General features: G+C 49.4%; 12 protein-coding genes and 1 pseudogene. 5 read left to right on the forward strand and 8 right to left on the reverse strand.

All coding sequences use genetic code 11. From position 1 onward, the window contains the following. Positions 1–20: 20 nt before the first annotated feature. The 4 genes from BGX14_RS14290 to BGX14_RS14310 form a co-directional block, all read right to left on the reverse strand. A complete protein-coding gene (locus tag BGX14_RS14290; RefSeq protein WP_198951218.1) occupies positions 21–1,121 on the reverse strand; it encodes a radical SAM protein in 1,101 nt (366 codons plus the stop codon). A gap of 8 nt (positions 1,122–1,129) precedes the next feature. Continuing rightward, positions 1,130–2,008 carry a glycosyltransferase family 4 protein gene (locus BGX14_RS14295; protein ID WP_095880246.1) on the reverse strand — a complete coding sequence of 293 codons (879 nt, stop codon included), beginning with the start codon at positions 2,006–2,008 and terminating at the stop codon, positions 1,130–1,132. A 411-nt stretch (positions 2,009–2,419) separates the two neighbouring features. Further along, on the reverse strand, positions 2,420–3,736 hold the full coding sequence (locus tag BGX14_RS14300) for an ISL3 family transposase (protein WP_158223236.1): 1,317 nt from the start codon (positions 3,734–3,736) through the stop codon (positions 2,420–2,422). A 1,337-nt stretch (positions 3,737–5,073) separates the two neighbouring features. Beyond that, positions 5,074–6,069, reverse strand: coding sequence for an Rpn family recombination-promoting nuclease/putative transposase (locus BGX14_RS14310; protein ID WP_095880248.1), 996 nt, complete (start codon positions 6,067–6,069; stop codon positions 5,074–5,076). A 92-nt stretch (positions 6,070–6,161) separates the two neighbouring features. Here BGX14_RS14310 and BGX14_RS16545 point away from each other — a divergent pair. The 5 genes and pseudogenes from BGX14_RS16545 to BGX14_RS14335 form a co-directional block, all read left to right on the forward strand. Continuing rightward, a pseudogene (locus BGX14_RS16545) lies at positions 6,162–6,350 on the forward strand (DapH/DapD/GlmU-related protein); the annotation flags it as partial. After that, positions 6,334–7,854, forward strand: a complete 1,521-nt coding sequence (locus BGX14_RS14320; protein WP_095880250.1) for a lipopolysaccharide biosynthesis protein — start codon at positions 6,334–6,336, stop codon at positions 7,852–7,854. The pseudogene BGX14_RS16545 and the gene BGX14_RS14320, both read left to right, overlap by 17 nt. A gap of 13 nt (positions 7,855–7,867) precedes the next feature. Continuing rightward, positions 7,868–8,095 carry a hypothetical protein gene (locus BGX14_RS14325; protein ID WP_095880251.1) on the forward strand — a complete coding sequence of 76 codons (228 nt, stop codon included), beginning with the start codon at positions 7,868–7,870 and terminating at the stop codon, positions 8,093–8,095. A 24-nt stretch (positions 8,096–8,119) separates the two neighbouring features. Continuing rightward, positions 8,120–8,365 carry a hypothetical protein gene (locus BGX14_RS14330; RefSeq protein WP_095880252.1) on the forward strand — a complete coding sequence of 82 codons (246 nt, stop codon included), beginning with the start codon at positions 8,120–8,122 and terminating at the stop codon, positions 8,363–8,365. Between the two features lie 20 nt (positions 8,366–8,385). Then, positions 8,386–8,595 carry a DUF3791 domain-containing protein gene (locus tag BGX14_RS14335; protein ID WP_158223346.1) on the forward strand — a complete coding sequence of 70 codons (210 nt, stop codon included), beginning with the start codon at positions 8,386–8,388 and terminating at the stop codon, positions 8,593–8,595. Positions 8,596–8,737: 142 nt separating this feature from the next. On the opposite strand, the gene rph is transcribed toward BGX14_RS14335, so the two are convergent. The 4 genes from rph to BGX14_RS14355 form a co-directional block, all read right to left on the reverse strand. Next, complete coding sequence (rph, locus tag BGX14_RS14340) at positions 8,738–9,457, reverse strand: ribonuclease PH (RefSeq protein ID WP_095880254.1); 720 nt, start codon at positions 9,455–9,457, stop codon at positions 8,738–8,740. 11 nt (positions 9,458–9,468) lie between these two features. Beyond that, complete coding sequence (locus tag BGX14_RS14345; protein ID WP_095880255.1) at positions 9,469–10,329, reverse strand: prephenate dehydratase; 861 nt, start codon at positions 10,327–10,329, stop codon at positions 9,469–9,471. Beyond that, entirely contained in the window at positions 10,326–10,841 is a 516-nt protein-coding gene (locus BGX14_RS14350; RefSeq protein WP_143159381.1) for a C40 family peptidase, read from the reverse strand. Before BGX14_RS14350 ends, BGX14_RS14345 begins: the two co-directional genes overlap by 4 nt. A gap of 178 nt (positions 10,842–11,019) precedes the next feature. Continuing rightward, positions 11,020–15,663 carry a hypothetical protein gene (locus BGX14_RS14355; RefSeq protein ID WP_095880257.1) on the reverse strand — a complete coding sequence of 1,548 codons (4,644 nt, stop codon included), beginning with the start codon at positions 15,661–15,663 and terminating at the stop codon, positions 11,020–11,022. Positions 15,664–15,665 lie beyond the last annotated feature (2 nt).

Below are 15,665 nucleotides of genomic sequence, written 5' to 3' on the forward strand. Positions count from 1 at the left end.
CTGCACGCTCCTAAAAAGAGTTATTTGTCGTCACCCAATCTCAAGTCGCCCTGACGGGGATCCTGGCCCACGTTGAATGTGGGGAACTTGGTGCAGTCCACTTCCATGCCGAACATGCTCTTGAGCTTGGCCTTCAGCACCCATGGTGCCACCTGGGCAATATACTTTTTCATCACCGGGGCAGCGGTTCCGACCATCCAGCAATTCTTGGGGCAGGTACGCACCTTTTCGCGCACCTTCTGAGCCTGTTCGCTGAACCAGATTTCTTCGAAGTTTTTGGCGTTGTGGATATTGCCCATGCTCTCTTGCCAGTAGCGCGGTTCCAGACCATTACAGGGGTAAACTTCGCCCCACGGGTCCGTAAAGAAGTTCACCGACCCCGCTTCGCACGGCAGCATTCGCTTGCCACCCTGAATATACTTGATGAGGCCCAGGTTAAAGAACGCGCGGAACCACGATTTCGGGTGATTTTCCTTGAGCAGGCGGTTGACAAGTTTGCTGATGTTGTCGCAGAGTTCTTCCTTGTTGCTAATCTGGTTGTCTTCCTTGTGGAAGTAGTAGCTATTGTGGAAGGCCGCCGTTGCAAACTCGAAGTTCATCGAGAGCGCCAGTTCGTAAAGCGGAATCAGGTCGTTGCTGTTCCAGTTGCTGAGCGTCTGACCGAAGCCGATATCCTTCACGCCCATCTCGTGCAGGGTCTTAAGCGTCTTCATGCCGCGTTCAAAACCATCATCGCGACCACGCAAGAAGTTGTTTGTGCCTTCGAGACCTTCGATACTCACACGAATGCCGATATTCGGGAAGCGCTCCGCAAGTTTGATGACGCGGTCCACCCACCAGCCGCTCGTGCTAATCACGATACGCGGAGCCTTGGTGTAAAGCACTTCGACGATATCTTCCAAATCCTGGCGGATAAACGGTTCACCGCCTGTCACGTTCGCAAACTTGAGCTGCGGGAGGATTTCCAAGTCCTTCGCCTGGACTTCTTCGCTCTTCTTGGTCGGGTTCTTCCAGATGTTGCACATCTTGCAGCGCATCTGGCAACGATACGTGGTAATCACCGACACGTCGGTCGGCATCTGAATCTTGGAATTGCACTTTTTGCACGATTCACAGGTCATAAAATCCTCTATTTGGCAAGTTCCCTGTAGACAACGGCGGTCTGCTCCGCAATTTTGTCCCAGTCGTAATACTCATGAATAATGGACGAATAGTCGTTGGGTTTATCGCTCGCTAGGTGCGTAGCAATAGTTTCCGCCAGGTCCTCGACGTCGCCCTTCTTGGCGAAGCAATCCCTGGGCAGGGGTACTTCGGTGTTGGCGGGAATGTCGCTGGCCACAACGTCCAAGTTGTAACTCAGTGCCTCAAGCAAGGCAATGGGCAGCCCCTCATGATAACTCGGAATGCAGAAAAGCCTTGCATTACGCTGCACAGCACAGAGCGTATCGCCACTGATGAACCCGGTAAGCACGACATTCGCTTTTTCCGCCTGTTCCACCAGTTTTTGCGAGTAGGCGCTCTTGTGGTCGGGGCGACCGGCAATCGCCAACTTATACTGTTGCTGTAGTTCGGCGGGGAGTTTCGCGTATGCGGCTATCAGATCGTGGAAGCCCTTCTCCTCGACAAAGCGCCCGCAGGCCAGGATGTATTTTTGCGGCTCCAGGCCAAAGTGCGCAAGGGTAATCAACTCGTCTTTCGGGGCATCGGTACGGATTTCGACCCCGTTGCGGATAAGCACCGTACGGTTAGTCCTGTACATCTTTTTCAGGAGGTCCTGGATGTAGGTGCTGATGACGATTATCCGGTGCGAAAACTTTGTACCAAGCCGCTCACCCGCCTTCAGGGTGAACTTCGCGAACTTGCCCCATTTGGCGCGCATGTAGTCTTGCCCGTGGTGCGTGTAGATGACCTTCGCGCCCGTCATACGGAAAAGCGGGGCGAACATCGCCGGGCCAATCGCGTGAATATGAACGATATCGGGGGGGATTTGCGAATTTTTCCGTAGCAACGGAATACGTGAGTAACCGCCTCAAAGCAGGCTTTGTGACTGCACTTCAATGGGACAATGTGCACGCCTTCGAAATCATATGGGTCGTCGGTTTTCACATAACCACGACGGGCGTATAGCGTGATGTCGAATCCCATCCCTGCCAGCCGCGGGAAAAGATGCTGACAATGCGTCTCTATCCCCCTTGAACATCAGGAATGCCGCGAGTTCCAAGAACGGCTACTCGAATAGGTCTCTGCGCGACATCTACGGTCATTAAGGTTTACTCTCCCCGCCCCCGCAGTTCGCGCCGAACTGCGGTCGTCTGGATTTGCCCTAGCTTGTTTTTCGCACATGAAATCATAAGATAAGTTTTTGAAGTGACAAAAAAGATAAAAATAAATGAGGCATCATCAACATGTGTGGTAGCATTTAGGCAGCCTTGCTAGATGATTCTCTCGATACCGATTCCCATTCGTAGGCTATCTTTACATCTACATAGGAACAGCTCAACATTATCAGCGACAGCATGTTGTTCATGTTCCTGAAGCCATAGGCAGTCCGTATCAGTAGCTTTATCTTGTTGTTCGTCGCCTCGATCCTTGCGTTTGACACGCCCAGCCTGATTGTGTTGAGGATTCCGTCGTAGTTGCGCTTGATCTTTGCGTACAGATCCTTTACTGAGCCGATGCGTGAGTGGCTTGCACGCCACAGCCACCTGTCCAGATTTTCCCTGGCATCGTCATAGCCCATCTTCAGGATGATGCGCAGTTCCTCCTTGAGCTGGTATGCCCTGTAGAGACGCGGATAGCGGCTTGCTATGAGTTCTATTTTTCTCTGCTGGCTTTCGTTAAGGTTCTCTGGAGCCTTGCCCAGAGCGTACCTGGAGTTCTTTATCCCCTCCGCGGTGCGGTCCTTCGGGACGCTATCCTTCGTGGGCCTGCCTCGGCCCCGTTTCTGATTGCGGTTTTCCTTGCGGGCCTCCTTCCAGGCTTCCACACGGACCTTGTCCAGGGCTTCTGTCGCCCACTGTACGACATGGAAGCTGTCCACGCACCGTTCGGCATTGGGCAGGAACTCCTCGATGCTTGACCTTATCCACTTGGCTCCGTCACAAGTCACAAGCTCCACGCCCTTGCGCTGCTCTTCGCTGAGTTCCCTCATGAAGAGGTCCAGCACCTCCTTCCCGTAGCCCTCGTGGACCCAGATCACGCAGCGCCTGTCGTGATCCACTACCACCGTTATGTACTTGTGCCCTTTCTTGTAGCTGGTCTCGTCGATGCCTATGCGCCTGAAGATGCAGCCTGCCTTGATCGGCCTTGTGTCCAGGCGATCCCATACGCGGTCGGCAATTTCCCCCACGGTATTCCAGGCGATGCGTAGCTGCTTTGCGACAGCCTTTTTCGACATGCTGCATACGGCCCATGCGACCTGCTGCTCGAAGGCGTCGGTGAAGCCTGACCTGTGGCTTGCCCACGGCACCTTCACCGTTTTTACGCCGCATTTCTTGCACTTCACCCTGTAGGTGTCCATCCTGATGAAGCCCATCTTCGTGCCGAGATCGAGCGTCCGCCATACCCTCTGTTCCCGGCCGTTGTCGTAGAGCTTCCCTTTTCGCCCACAACAGCCGCACCTGCTGGCGTTGCCCTTGGTGAGTCTTACCGTGATGGTGACCGTGGTGTCGGTTTGCTCCTGCTTGACGACTGAACAGCCGTTGACATTGAAGATGGATTTGTATAATTTTGACATGGGCTTTTTCTTCTGTTTTTTTTGGCGATTAAATTTTAGAAAATAGCCCATTTTTTTTGTTTGATTTAGGCGAAAGTCAACAAAAAAAGGGGGGCGAAGCCACCCACACATGTTGATGAAGAGCCAAATAAATGCAAGAGTGTCAAGAATTTTTGCCAGCAAAATAGATGAAATGAACGTTTTTTTGGCCAAAAATAGAGTCGATGTTGATTTTTTGGGGAGGCTTTTGATTCGGGAATTTCTGAATCGGATCGTGCTGGGAAATCAGGAGAGCTTTTGTGCAACCCGCCGACTCGCATACGCAGTCTGTTCGAACCATCGTCCTAAAATTTTAGGGCCCTAAAGTCGCTTTCGGCGCTCATAACGGTAAATCAAGGATGCCGGAGCTTCTGGCGAGAAAGAATGGACGCTGCATGATTGGCAGTTCCGCATACTTGGGAACAAAAAAGAGGAGCGCGGCGGCACTCCTCTGGAATGAATCCGTCGCCCGTCGAAAGGTTTGACTCCATTCTTTCGGGCTTCCTCCATACGAGGATTCAATCCGCCATTTAAAATATCTCCCGGAATTTTCAAAAGGAACGGAAGATTGCAAGAAAAATTTACGGTAGGAAACGGATTTTCGGAAAAATAAAATTTACGGGGCGATGGAAACGAATTTATCCGTTACTTTGAAGAGCGTGATATTGAGGATGCTGACGGCTCGTAATCCGAGACCTGAGGCCGTTGTGCTTGCTTATGCTTCTTTATGATTCCTTATGTTTGCCTTGTTGCGAAAAACGATGGAACAATTTTTATCGGCAAACCTGTCTTGTTTCGCAATGTTCAGGGCGACAATCGCTGCGATTTTAAAGGGATTCGTTCCAAGCGTTTAATGCGAATTAAAAGTCCCCCTTTTTGAAATCTCGGAAAAACGGCATCTTTCCGTTTTGTCTCTTAGCTCTGGAAAGGGAACCGGGAGAGCGCGCCAACCATGATTCGACCGGCGGTTGCTGAGTTCGTCGAAGCACACCAACCATAGTTCGACAACCGGTCCCTGAGTTTATCGAAGGACGCCAGAAATGAAAAGAGACCAATCATTCCAAGCGTAGCGGAGCAATTTTTATTGCAGAAAAAAATTGCCGCATGGCCGTTTTGCCCCCTCCTCGAAATAACGGGATGAAAAACTGACAACTAGCAATTCTAAGGCAAGCGATTTTTTGAAAATGAATTTTTAGAGGTTGCTAGAAGTCTGCGTAAGGAAACTCTCTGTCTATTCGTGAGGGGGTTCGGCTCCACTAATGAGATGTGTTGCAAAAAAAGCCCCGCATAAAGCGAGGCTTAAGTCTTAAAAATATGAGTTACAAATTTCGGATTTCTTCTTCGGAAAGGCCTGAAACATTCGCGATGAGGTCTAGAGATGCTCCATTGTTTTTAAGAGCCTTCGCCATTTCTCTCCGTTCTGCATACCTGCCTTTTTCAACACCGATTTCGATGCCCTCTTCCCGTCCCCTTTCCATGCCGATTCCGACGCCTTCCTCGTATTTTGCAGCGAGGGCCTTCTCTTCGGCTTCGGCGATGGTCTCGTAGCCGTAGGCTTCGGATGTCTTGATGAAGTCCATTTTGAGTTCCTCCTTTTCCTTCGAGGGGATCAATGCCTTCAAATATATAAATGTTTCCGTGATGAAGCTTTCCGCTTCTGCGCGAGGGAGTTCCTTGAGCGTTCGGATGGCCGTTTGCAAGTGCGCGTGCATCGCCTCGCTGTGGAACACGTATTTCATCGCGACGAGGGCGAGCGCGATTTTCGGGGACAATTTGTCCATTTCTTCGGTTGTGAATGTATTCCCGATATCGACGAGTTCAAGCCTGAACGGCAATCCGATGTTCTGGTAGTATTTCGGATAGTTCGGGAACATCGTTTTATTTTCCAGATTCCAGCTTTCCCTGCCGTTGTAGAAGACGATGGCGACGGTCGGGATGTTCCTCTGGTTTTTCGCCATAATGTGGTACCAGTACTTGACGAGCTGCGCAGTGATGTTCGGGTCTCTGGAGGACTTGTGCTCCTCGAGGATGCCGACAAGGAGGTCGGCATCGCGCGCCTTGTTGTGGTCGGAAACTTCGCTGTCTGTGATCTTGACGGTGAACGCCAGGTCCGCGTAGCCGAAGCTTTCCGTGTCGCTGAAGGATTCGGAGATTTCCGTGAGGGTCGAGAGGTCCACGGTCTTCAGGAACTCGGCGAGGCTTTCGTTGTGCCTGGCGGCGAGCCTCAGGAGTTCCGCGGCGCGTTCCGGAGCCTTGAAGACGGAGCGGAAATAGGAATCGTGCCCGGTGCGGGCGTTTGCGTTGTTTTCTTTCATAGGTTTCCTCGTTGGAATGCGGACTTCCCCAAATGAAAGCCCATGATGTACAACGCGCGAACGGGCGATTTTAGGAAAATTTTTTCCATGAAATACACGGGGACAATTGCTATTTAGGTGTTCGCGTTACAATTTTAGGTCCCGTTAAAATTGGCAACAATGTTACGATCGGGGGCGGGAGCGTGGTGGTGAAGGATATTCCGGACAATTGCGTTGTCGCCGGGAATCCCGCTAAGATTATTAAATATAAGAACCAAATAAACGATGACCAACCAGCGTAAACTTGGCGCACTTCTTTCCTATGTGACGATTGCCCTGCAAAATGCTGTGGGGCTTGTCTATACGCCGTTCCTTATTCGGATGCTCGGCAAGTCCGATTACGGCCTGTATTCGCTGGTTACTTCGATTATTTCGTATTTGACGCTTCTGGATTTCGGTTTTGCGGACGCCGTTGTTCGTTTCACGGCGAAATATCGGGCGGAGGGAAAAACTCGTGAACAGTATTCCCTGTTTGGATTATTTTCCGTCGTCTATGGCGTAATCGCATTTCTCGCTTTGATTCTGGGACTTGTTTTCGCTTTTCATTTGGACGCCTTTTTTGTGGATTCCATGACCGCCGAGGAAATTCACCGCGCCAAAATAATGCTCCTTTGCCTGGTGGTGAATTTGGCTTTGACCTTTATTTTCAGCGTATACAAGGCGATTCTCGACGCTTATGAACAATTTGTCTTTATACGTGTTCTGAATATTTTGCGAATCGTTCTCAATACGGGAATTATGGTCTTGCTTTTGAATCTGGGGTTCAAGGCCGTGGCGTTGGTGGTTTTGATTACGATTCTGAATATCCTGATTTTGATTTCCAACTTCCTTTATTGTTTTGCCAAGTTGAAAATCAAGGTGTTCTTCAAAAATATCAATTGGAGCAAGCTGAAGGAAATGGGGTCTTACTCAATATTCATTTTTTTGAACGGTTGCATTTCTCAAATCTATTGGTTCTCTGGGCAATTTATTCTGGGCATTTATCACGGTGCGAAAGTGATTGCCGTCTATGCGATAGCCATTCAACTGAAAAGCATGTTCTCTCATTTTACCGCAGCAGTCAACTCCGTTTTTTTCCCGAAAATTACGGCGTTGACGACCATGCCCGATTCCGCTCCTGAAATCTCCAACATCTTTTTGAAAATCGGTCGCTTGCAATATCTGGTGATTTCGTTGATTCTTTCCGGGTTTATTCTGTTCGGCCGGGAATTCATTCTTTTGTGGGCGGGGGACGGCTATCAGGAAGCTTTCGCCATCACGCTGATCTTTTTTGTCGCTTTGACTCCGGCGCAAACCCAGCAAATCGGCTGGCACGTCTGCAAAGCGCGCAACCACCTTAAATTTAGAACCTACACCTATTTCGTCATCGCGCTTCTTTGTCTCGCAGGGCAAATTTTCGGTTCCAAATATTACGGCATGGCGGGCAACGCCGTTTCCATTGCCGCCGCCCTTCTTTTGATGGAAGGCCTGATTCTGAACGTCTATTACCAGAAAAAGGAACAAATCGACATCATCTCCTTCTGGAAAAATTTTGCCCGGCTTTCCATTGTTCCTTGCGTTTGCGTGGCGGGATGCCTTCTGGTCAAGACGCAGGTCTTTTTTGATTCGTGGTTCAAATTGCTTTCGGGAATCGCCGCCTATAGCTTTGTCTTTTTTGTCTTGTCGTATTTGTTCAGTTTGAACGAATACGAAAAGGGTTTGTTGCGTCCGCTAACGAAAAGGTTGGGACGGCTGGGATTCAGATAAATTTAGAGGAAAAATGGAAAGAAGAGAAATACATTTGGATGCCATTTGCGGTATCATGATTCTTTTTATGATTTTGAGGCATGTTTCGGATTATTTCACGGAAAGCGCTGCTTACCTTACGCTCTATCGGATTCTTTTCTTTTTCATACCCTGGTTTTGCTTTAAGGTGGGAATGTTTGAAAAGACGATGCCCGATAAAGTCTGTTTTGAAAAGAATTTCAAACGCCTGATGATTCCCTAATTTGTTTTTACAGGAATCGGGTGCATGATTCACCCCATAAGTCTTTACTTCGCTCATGATCCGGAAATTTTAAAACACGCCATACTGTCTCTCGTCAAAGGGCTTCTTGTCGAAGGCGGAACCACCGCAAATGCTCCCGTGTGGTTTTTATTCAGCCTCTTCGTGGCGAAAATGCTTTACAACAAATTCCACTCCCGATATTTCGCCATTATGGTTTTGCTGAGCTTGACGATTCCTACAGCTATGTTCTATCTGGGTCGCTCTATATGACATGTACAAGGAAGAAGTTTATGGATACTGAAGACCGGGCTTTTTGGCTCTCTTGGTGCATCGAAGAATACGCCAAGAGCAAAGGCGGATTGGCCCCCGACATCGCCAAGCTTTTTGAAAGTACTGGCACTCTCCGATACCTCTCAGAAAACGCTGAGGTCCTTCACACTCAGGGAAAAAGTTACATCCTTGACTGCATCGAAAAATTCATGCAGAACAGCAACGGCTAATTCCACAACCACTTTTCGCGGAACCATTTGCAGAAAAATTCGCAGGGTGTCCGTCCATTCGCTTTGCCGTACTTGGCAGACATGGGCGTATATTTCATGCGGCGAGCGTCGGCGATTCGGGCGTTACGGATAGAGGTCTTATCTACGGCAGCGCGTTTCCGATGGCCTGCATCTGGAGCGGGTAGATTTCCCGGCAGGCTTTTTCTCCGAGCGCGATGAGCGCATCGAGAGTTTGTCGGTCGAAGTCGGCGTGTTCTCCCGTTCCCTGGATTTCGATGAAGGTCTTGGCGTCCCGCATGACGATGTTCATGTCCACGTCGGCGGCGGAGTCTTCCTCATAGCACAAGTCCAAAAGCGGATCGCCATGGACGACGCCCACGGAAATGGCGGTGACGGCGTGTTTTAAAATTTGCGCATCGATTCCCAAACGCGGCTTGATTTTTTGGAGAGCCAAAGCCAGCGCGACGAATCCTCCGATAACGCTTGCCGTTCGCGTGCCTCCGTCGGCCTGGATGACGTCGCAATCGACGACGATGGCGTTTTCGCCGAGAAGGTTCAGGTCGGCGGACCCGCGGAGGGATCTTCCGATAAGGCGCTGGATCTCCTGCGTTCTGCCGGACGCCCCTTTGCGTTCGCGTTCGACGCGTTTTCCCGTACTTTGCGGCAAGAGGGAATATTCGGCGGTGATCCAGCCGCGGCCTTTTCCGGCGAGCCAGGCGGGAACTTCGGGAAGGAGCGTGGCGTTGCAGATGACTCGGGTGTTGCCCATTTCGATGAGGACGGAGCCGTCCGCCGAAGAAATGAATCCCGTGGTGATTTTGACGGTTCTTGTCTCGTCCGCTTTGCGGTTGTCTGTGCGCATGGTTAATCCTTTTATCCTTCGTATTTGAGTCGCTCGGTTTTGCCGCAGGCAAAGGAGCCCAGATGGTAGGTGAAATTGGTGTATTGGTTCAGTTCGTCAAAAGCGTCGATGAGCTTTTCGGATTTTGGATTGCCGATAAGGGAAACGTAAAAGATGTAGCCCCAGGGCTTGTCCGGATGCGGGCGGCTTTCGATTCTGGTCAGGTTGATTTCCCGCTTGGCAAAAGCGCCGATGGCGTGATAAAGGGACGCAGGCTTGTCGTCGTTGGCGAGTTCGAATAGGATGACCGTTTTGATGTTTTCCGATTCGGCGATTCTTTGGGGCACTTTTTGGATGGCGTAAAAACGGGTGAAGTTCACGCCTTTGATGTTTTCCAGATTGGTGCGGAGAACGTCGAGTCCATAGAGCTTTGCGGCGTATGTGCTGGCGATTCCTCCGTCGGTCTTGTTGCCGCGCTTGGCGACTTCTTCGGCGGAACCGGCCGTGTCAAAGAAAATGTTTTTTTCGATTTGGGGGAATTCTTCAAAAAAATGGCTGCATTGCGCAAGTGCCTGCGGGTGGCTCATGACCCGTTTCAGAGTCTGGATGGTCGCCCCCTTATTGGCGCAAAGGCAGTGCTCGATTTGCAGCTTGACTTCTCCCACGATGGGATGACGCCATTTGGCGAGCAGGTCGTAGTTTTCGTAGATGGAACCCGCTGTGGAATTTTCGATGGGAATGGCTCCGCCGTCGGCCTTTCCGGTTTCAATGGCCTGATAGATTTCTTCGAAGGTGTTCATGGGCAACACGTCGATGTCTTCTCCAAAAAGATAGCGTGCTGCGGATTCGCTGTAGGCTCCCCGGCGTCCTTGGAATGCGATTTTTTTTGTCATTGGATTCTGCGTGCTCCTTTGTAGCGTGGCTGCCAATAGGGGTCGGAAAGCGGGCTTATCATGACGCCCTTGGAAGTGCTGGCGTGGGTGAAGTTGCCGTCGGAAAGGTAGAGTCCCACATGATCGACTCCGGAGCCGCCGCCGAAAAATACCAGGTCGCCCGCCTTGAGTTCGTCCTTGTCGATTTTTTTCCCCATGCCGTACATGGCGGTGGAGCTGTGGGGGAGCGAGACTCCCGTTTTTTCCTTGTAGATGTTCATGACGTAGCCGGAACAGTCCGTTCCGCTTTTAGAGGCTTGGCCGTATTTGTATTTAGTACCGATCCAAGGTTTGATTATCGGCATCCATTCCGAAGCTTCGCCCGATGTGTTTTGCATCACCTTGTTGGTGTTTTCCTCTCCCTTAGAAAGTCGGTATTCCCCGGCGCTTCTGTCGTAGCTGGGGCGCAGCGGCATGGTGCAGGAGGTCAAAAAGCAGGCCGCGGAAAATAAAAGCAGATAGAAAACTTTCATCGGGTCTAATTTAATAAAGCTTCGGAGCGGGAAAAGGAATAGCGGGAAAAAAACTTTGATTTTAACAATCAACCGCTTGTCAATCTTTTGAATTTTTTGCGTTTGAAGATTTCTGCGAAAAGAAAAAGGAGCGCGCGTTGGCGACTCCTGTCGTTTTGTGAGAATGGGTTTAGTGGCGTCAGAATTTCAAAGAACGCGTCTTGGAAAATTTTCCGACGGAAACGTTCAGGAAATAGACGCCTGATTGCTTGGGCGCATTCAAGACGGTTTGGTTTTCGCCGAGAGAACCGCTAAATTTTTTCAAGTCCGTTTCGATTCCCAGCGCATCGATGAGACGGATGTGGACTTCTTGATTTTGAAGCGATTCCGGCAATGAGAAGCGGATTTGCAAGTTGTCGCCGAGAACTTGAAAACGCAATCCCTCAATGCCTTGGGAAATAACGGTTTCAGAGGGCTTGAATACGTTTATCTGAGCCGACTTGGCCGAAGTCGCAAAATACAGGGGGATTTTCGTCTTGGCCTCGAGGGGGTAAATTTGCCCATCGGCGGTAAGAGTCGCCTTATAGCCGGCATTTTGCAAATCCTGAATGCCTTCGACAGAAAAATAGGCTTCTTGCGCTTTGGACGATTTCAGTAGCAAGTCCCATTTGAAATCGCTTTCCTTTTTCAGAATGCTTTTAGAAGCGGCACCTTTACGGCTTTGGATTTCAAGGAAAACGCTTTGGTCTAATCCGGCGGGCGGCTTGGGAAGCGTGATGTCTTGAGTGCCGCATCCGATGACATTCCACGTGTCGTTACCGAATTTTTCGCTTTCCAGTTTTAAACGAAGCGCCCACCCGCTTGGGGATTTCTTTTCTTTGGCGAGAACCGATTTAACTTCGGAAGAAGGGAAGACCGGTTTTGAAGAAAGCTGGTATTCGGCGTTTTCTTTGGCATAGATCCAGGCTCCGGAATAGGCTTTCAGCGTATCGACGGGCTGGTATTCCGACGTCTTGGCGTCCCAAGCGAATAAAGGGAATTCGTCGTTTTCTGCATCCAAGAATGCGGACTCGGAGCCGGCGTAGAGATTCCATGCGTAAGGATTCGCAATCAGATTCCAGCCGCTGTAATAATGCTTCAGTGGCCAGGAAACGGTATCCGATTGGGCTTTTTGTGGCTGGTTCGTCAAAGGCAAGGAAACGGAATCTTCCGAGAAGAACCAGTAACCTTTTTGCGGAGAAGTCTGTTTCAAATCCGTCAAGCGGCGGTATTGCCAATAATCTCCGATCGGATTTTCTTCATCCCAGAAATAGACGGTCGTATTTTCCCGAAGAAGATCAAAAGTGTCGGCTAAAGCGGCAAAAGAGAGGATCTGCCACGATTGCGGAGAAACTTCGCTATTTAAAACGGATGCGACCGTCCATTCGTGCTCCTTTTCGGCCAGGACTTCTTTTTTACTCGAAAGTTGGACGCTGGCTTTATATTCTCCGGGAGGGAGAGGGTAGAAGTCGTATGTGGTGTTGGATAGGGATTCGCCCGAGAAAGTGGTATCCACAAGAAGTTCCGAAGCGTTATAGATGCGGAGCTGTAAATTCAAACCTGTGGTATCGTTGGATTCGGCTTGCATCACGAAACGGACAGCACTGCCGGCGAATTGGACATTGGAAGAAAGATTGGCAACGGTCGGCAGCAAAGGCTTTGTGAATGTTTTGACTTGGAGCAAAGCGTCTTTGGAAATGTAAACGGTTTCGGAATCGGTGATTGGAGAATGATCCAGTAAAATCGAATCCAACAGGACGGAGGTGTCTGTTACGGCGACCCGGATTTCAATCGGCAAATTTTCCATGGCGGGGAGATAGACTTGATTGTTTTCGTAGGAAAGGGGTTCGCCAAAATGCGAGAGGTTTACCGTTACGAGGGAATCGAGTTCGAGCGAAATGACGTTGGTGTCCACTTGGCAATTTTCTTTTTCTTGCAAAGAAAAGACGACGTCGCCCTGGTAATCGTTGATATACCATATTTGATCCAGTACAAAGATGGCATCGTTGTCGCCGACCAGTGTGTAACAGGCAGACAGGCTTTTCAGCTCGGGAAATTCGATTTCTTTCTGCTTATAAATGTAGCTCTCTGGCAATTCGAACGCGTGGAAAACAATGTCGGAAGTTGCCGAAAAATCATAGGCGATGGAATACGTCATTTTCGGAAGGATTTGCACCTGCGTAATGCCTTCGTTTAAAGGAATGGTGTCGTTCAATGCGACGGCTAAAGCCAGGGTGTCATTGATGATGACGATTATGGAATCCTGCGGATAATTCTCCGGTATTTCTGCGGAAGATACGAGCAAATAGGAGGGCTTGGGAAGAAGCAGCGACTGGGAAAAAGTCGTGTCGTATAAGAGTTCATCAAAGAAAGTGTAATGGACGGAAACGTTTTGCAGGCTATCCGCCGTAATCAGGGTCGAAAAATAATCTTCGATTTCCTCATCGTTTTTGACGAGAACAAGTTCGTTGGAAGAAAAGTTGATGATGGCTTCTAAAAGACATTCCGTCGTTTGGCATCTGGCGATTTCTTCGCTTTTTTCGGAGATAATCCACGAGTTCGTGTACATAAACTCGTCTGTGCCGTCTAGGTCTTGTTTTTGGTAGATGATTTTTGGGAGCGAATCATTGCTGAAAAGGGAGAAGGATGCGCCGTTCCACCAATAAGGAACGGTAGCGTCTTCAAGATATGTATAGTATTCATCGCCCTCGGTCTCGATTTGGTAAGCGAAGGAAATTTTTGGAATGCTGGCGGTTTCTAAATAATAGACTGTATTTTTTGAAAGGATTAGCGAAGAATCTTTTTTCCAAATTTCAGCTCCGTCTTCACCATAGGAGATGTAGTAAGATAGCGTTGTGGAATCGGCGTTCGGCGTGTATGCAGGGGGCAAATCGTCGGCTTTGAAGGCGGCTCCGAGGGAATCGTATGCCAAATGTCCGTCGGTTCCGCTATAGGCCTTATATAAAACTTTTGCAATTTGGTCTTCGGTTGTTTGTAAAAAAGAAACTTCAAAAGTGGGGGAATAGCCGGTTTGGGCGGGCGTGTTCAGTAGCTGGGGAAGTCCGTTGTCCGCTTTGGAATAATACCACGACGGATTGGTGCCGTTGTTCAAATTGGATGCGGCTTTGGGAAGGCCCGCTTCTTTTAGAGAATGGTATAAGTAAACGGCAAAAGTGTCGAGAGAGGCATCTTCTCCCGTATAAAATAACTGCGTTATATTGGAAAGCGTGTCCAGAGTATAGTGGCTTTCGATTTGGAAAGTCGGAACATCCATGGGGGAAGCGTTAAAGAGGGCGCTGTTTTTTATGCCTACGTCATTTTGAATTGTTCCCCCAAAATAGGTGTTTGAAAGCGATACGTTTGAATTGATTTCGCCGAGGAAACCGCCGATGGAAACCGAAGAAAGTGGGGTTACGTTGGCGGTTGCGTTCAGTACAAGTTGCCCGCGGACAAAACTTTGTTCGATGATAGCGGAGTCGGCCATGCCTGCGTAGCCGATCAAGCCGCCTAAAACAATCGGAGAAGATTGTTCTGGCAAGGTGCTTTCAAAAGTTGCGGAAACAAGCTTTTCCGGGGAAGCTGCATAGGAATTTCTTAGCACGTAGGAAGAATTCGCGATTCCGGCAAAACCGCCGGCAAAGACTGTCGCTTGCTCGTTTAGATTATTGGCGGTGAGAGTTCCGTTGAAAGAAGAGGATTGGACGGCAAGCAGCCCGATAATCGACCCGGAAAAGCCGCCCATGGCGAGAATTGGCGATTTCTCGTTTTGCGATCCCGAACCGTAAAGCAGGGAGGCGTTTACCGAAACGTTTTGCAGTTGCAGGGAGTTCGTCGAATAGCCCAGCACGCCGCCGATACTGAGCGTGTCGGAGCTCCAGGTTTGCGCGGGGTTCCAGTTTTGTTCAAGAGAAATCGTATCGTTTTTTAAAAAAACAGGAGCGTTTGCCGAACCGATCAGGCCGCCGATTTGGATTTTGCTTTCGACTTCGATGACTTCCGGGGGAACCTGTGGCGAGGATTCGATTTGAATTTCTGCAAAAGATTCTTTTATCCGGGTGTCGTAAAATCCGGCATACCCGATAAAACCGCCGACGTACAACGCGTCATTGGATTGGATGGAAATTTTTTCCGCATGAACGGCGGTGATTTCTGTTGACGATTGGGCGTTGTCGTAACCGATGAGCAAACCGGTTGCGTTCGCCGCATTTTCCGCAGCCATGGAAGTCTGCGCGGCTTTTATAGCGATATTGCTTAGATGGAGTCGCTCCAATTTGACGGGTAGGGTCTTCTCGGCGAGAAGGAGGGAGATCGGCGCGTTGGAAAGCCCTTCGACATAAGCGCTTTCAATGGTCAAATCGGAGATGATTAAAGTGTCTTCCAATTCAAAATGGGAATAGTTGTTTTGGAAAATTCCCAAAGGCGCTCCGCCTTCCGAAATCTCACTCTCGGATTCCACTTTCAAGCAGATGCCAGACATTTTTTTGCCGTTCCCGTCGAATGTGCCGGAGAAAGTTCTGATCGGAGTCAAATTGGAAGAGCATGAGCTGTCGGGCGCTTCGGACGAAAAATTCAGATCCGCTTCCAGGCGGATGACCGTAGAAAATATTTCTACAGTGTCTCCGCATGCTTGGTAGCAGAATTCGTTTTCGGTTAGATAATTATTCAAATTGTTAAATTCTTCGACGGAAGAAATGCCTATCTGGCAGTAGAAACGTTCCGATTCTTTTGGGCAAGAATACGAAAGAGCGTGAATATTTGTCGTTAAAACGATGGATAAAAAGGTGAATAGGAAAAATCGTTTCATGG

The sequence above is a fragment of the Fibrobacter sp. UWS1 genome (assembly GCF_002300445.1).
Lineage (GTDB): Bacteria > Fibrobacterota > Fibrobacteria > Fibrobacterales > Fibrobacteraceae > Hallerella > Hallerella intestinalis.

What these genes read in the sequence shown, in the direction of transcription:
- BGX14_RS14290 (WP_198951218.1), bottom strand. Translation starts at nt 1,121, where the DNA reads ATGACCTGTGAATCGTGCAAAAAGTGCAATTCCAAGATTCAGATGCCG.
- BGX14_RS14300 (WP_158223236.1), bottom strand. Translation starts at nt 3,736, where the DNA reads ATGTCAAAATTATACAAATCCATCTTCAATGTCAACGGCTGTTCAGTC.
- BGX14_RS14310 (WP_095880248.1), bottom strand. Translation starts at nt 6,069, where the DNA reads ATGAAAGAAAACAACGCAAACGCCCGCACCGGGCACGATTCCTATTTC.
- BGX14_RS14320 (WP_095880250.1), top strand. Translation starts at nt 6,334, where the DNA reads ATGACCAACCAGCGTAAACTTGGCGCACTTCTTTCCTATGTGACGATT.
- BGX14_RS14325 (WP_095880251.1), top strand. Translation starts at nt 7,868, where the DNA reads ATGGAAAGAAGAGAAATACATTTGGATGCCATTTGCGGTATCATGATT.
- BGX14_RS14330 (WP_095880252.1), top strand. Translation starts at nt 8,120, where the DNA reads ATGATTCACCCCATAAGTCTTTACTTCGCTCATGATCCGGAAATTTTA.
- BGX14_RS14335 (WP_158223346.1), top strand. Translation starts at nt 8,386, where the DNA reads ATGGATACTGAAGACCGGGCTTTTTGGCTCTCTTGGTGCATCGAAGAA.
- rph (WP_095880254.1), bottom strand. Translation starts at nt 9,457, where the DNA reads ATGCGCACAGACAACCGCAAAGCGGACGAGACAAGAACCGTCAAAATC.
- BGX14_RS14345 (WP_095880255.1), bottom strand. Translation starts at nt 10,329, where the DNA reads ATGACAAAAAAAATCGCATTCCAAGGACGCCGGGGAGCCTACAGCGAA.
- BGX14_RS14350 (WP_143159381.1), bottom strand. Translation starts at nt 10,841, where the DNA reads ATGAAAGTTTTCTATCTGCTTTTATTTTCCGCGGCCTGCTTTTTGACC.
- BGX14_RS14355 (WP_095880257.1), bottom strand. Translation starts at nt 15,663, where the DNA reads ATGAAACGATTTTTCCTATTCACCTTTTTATCCATCGTTTTAACGACA.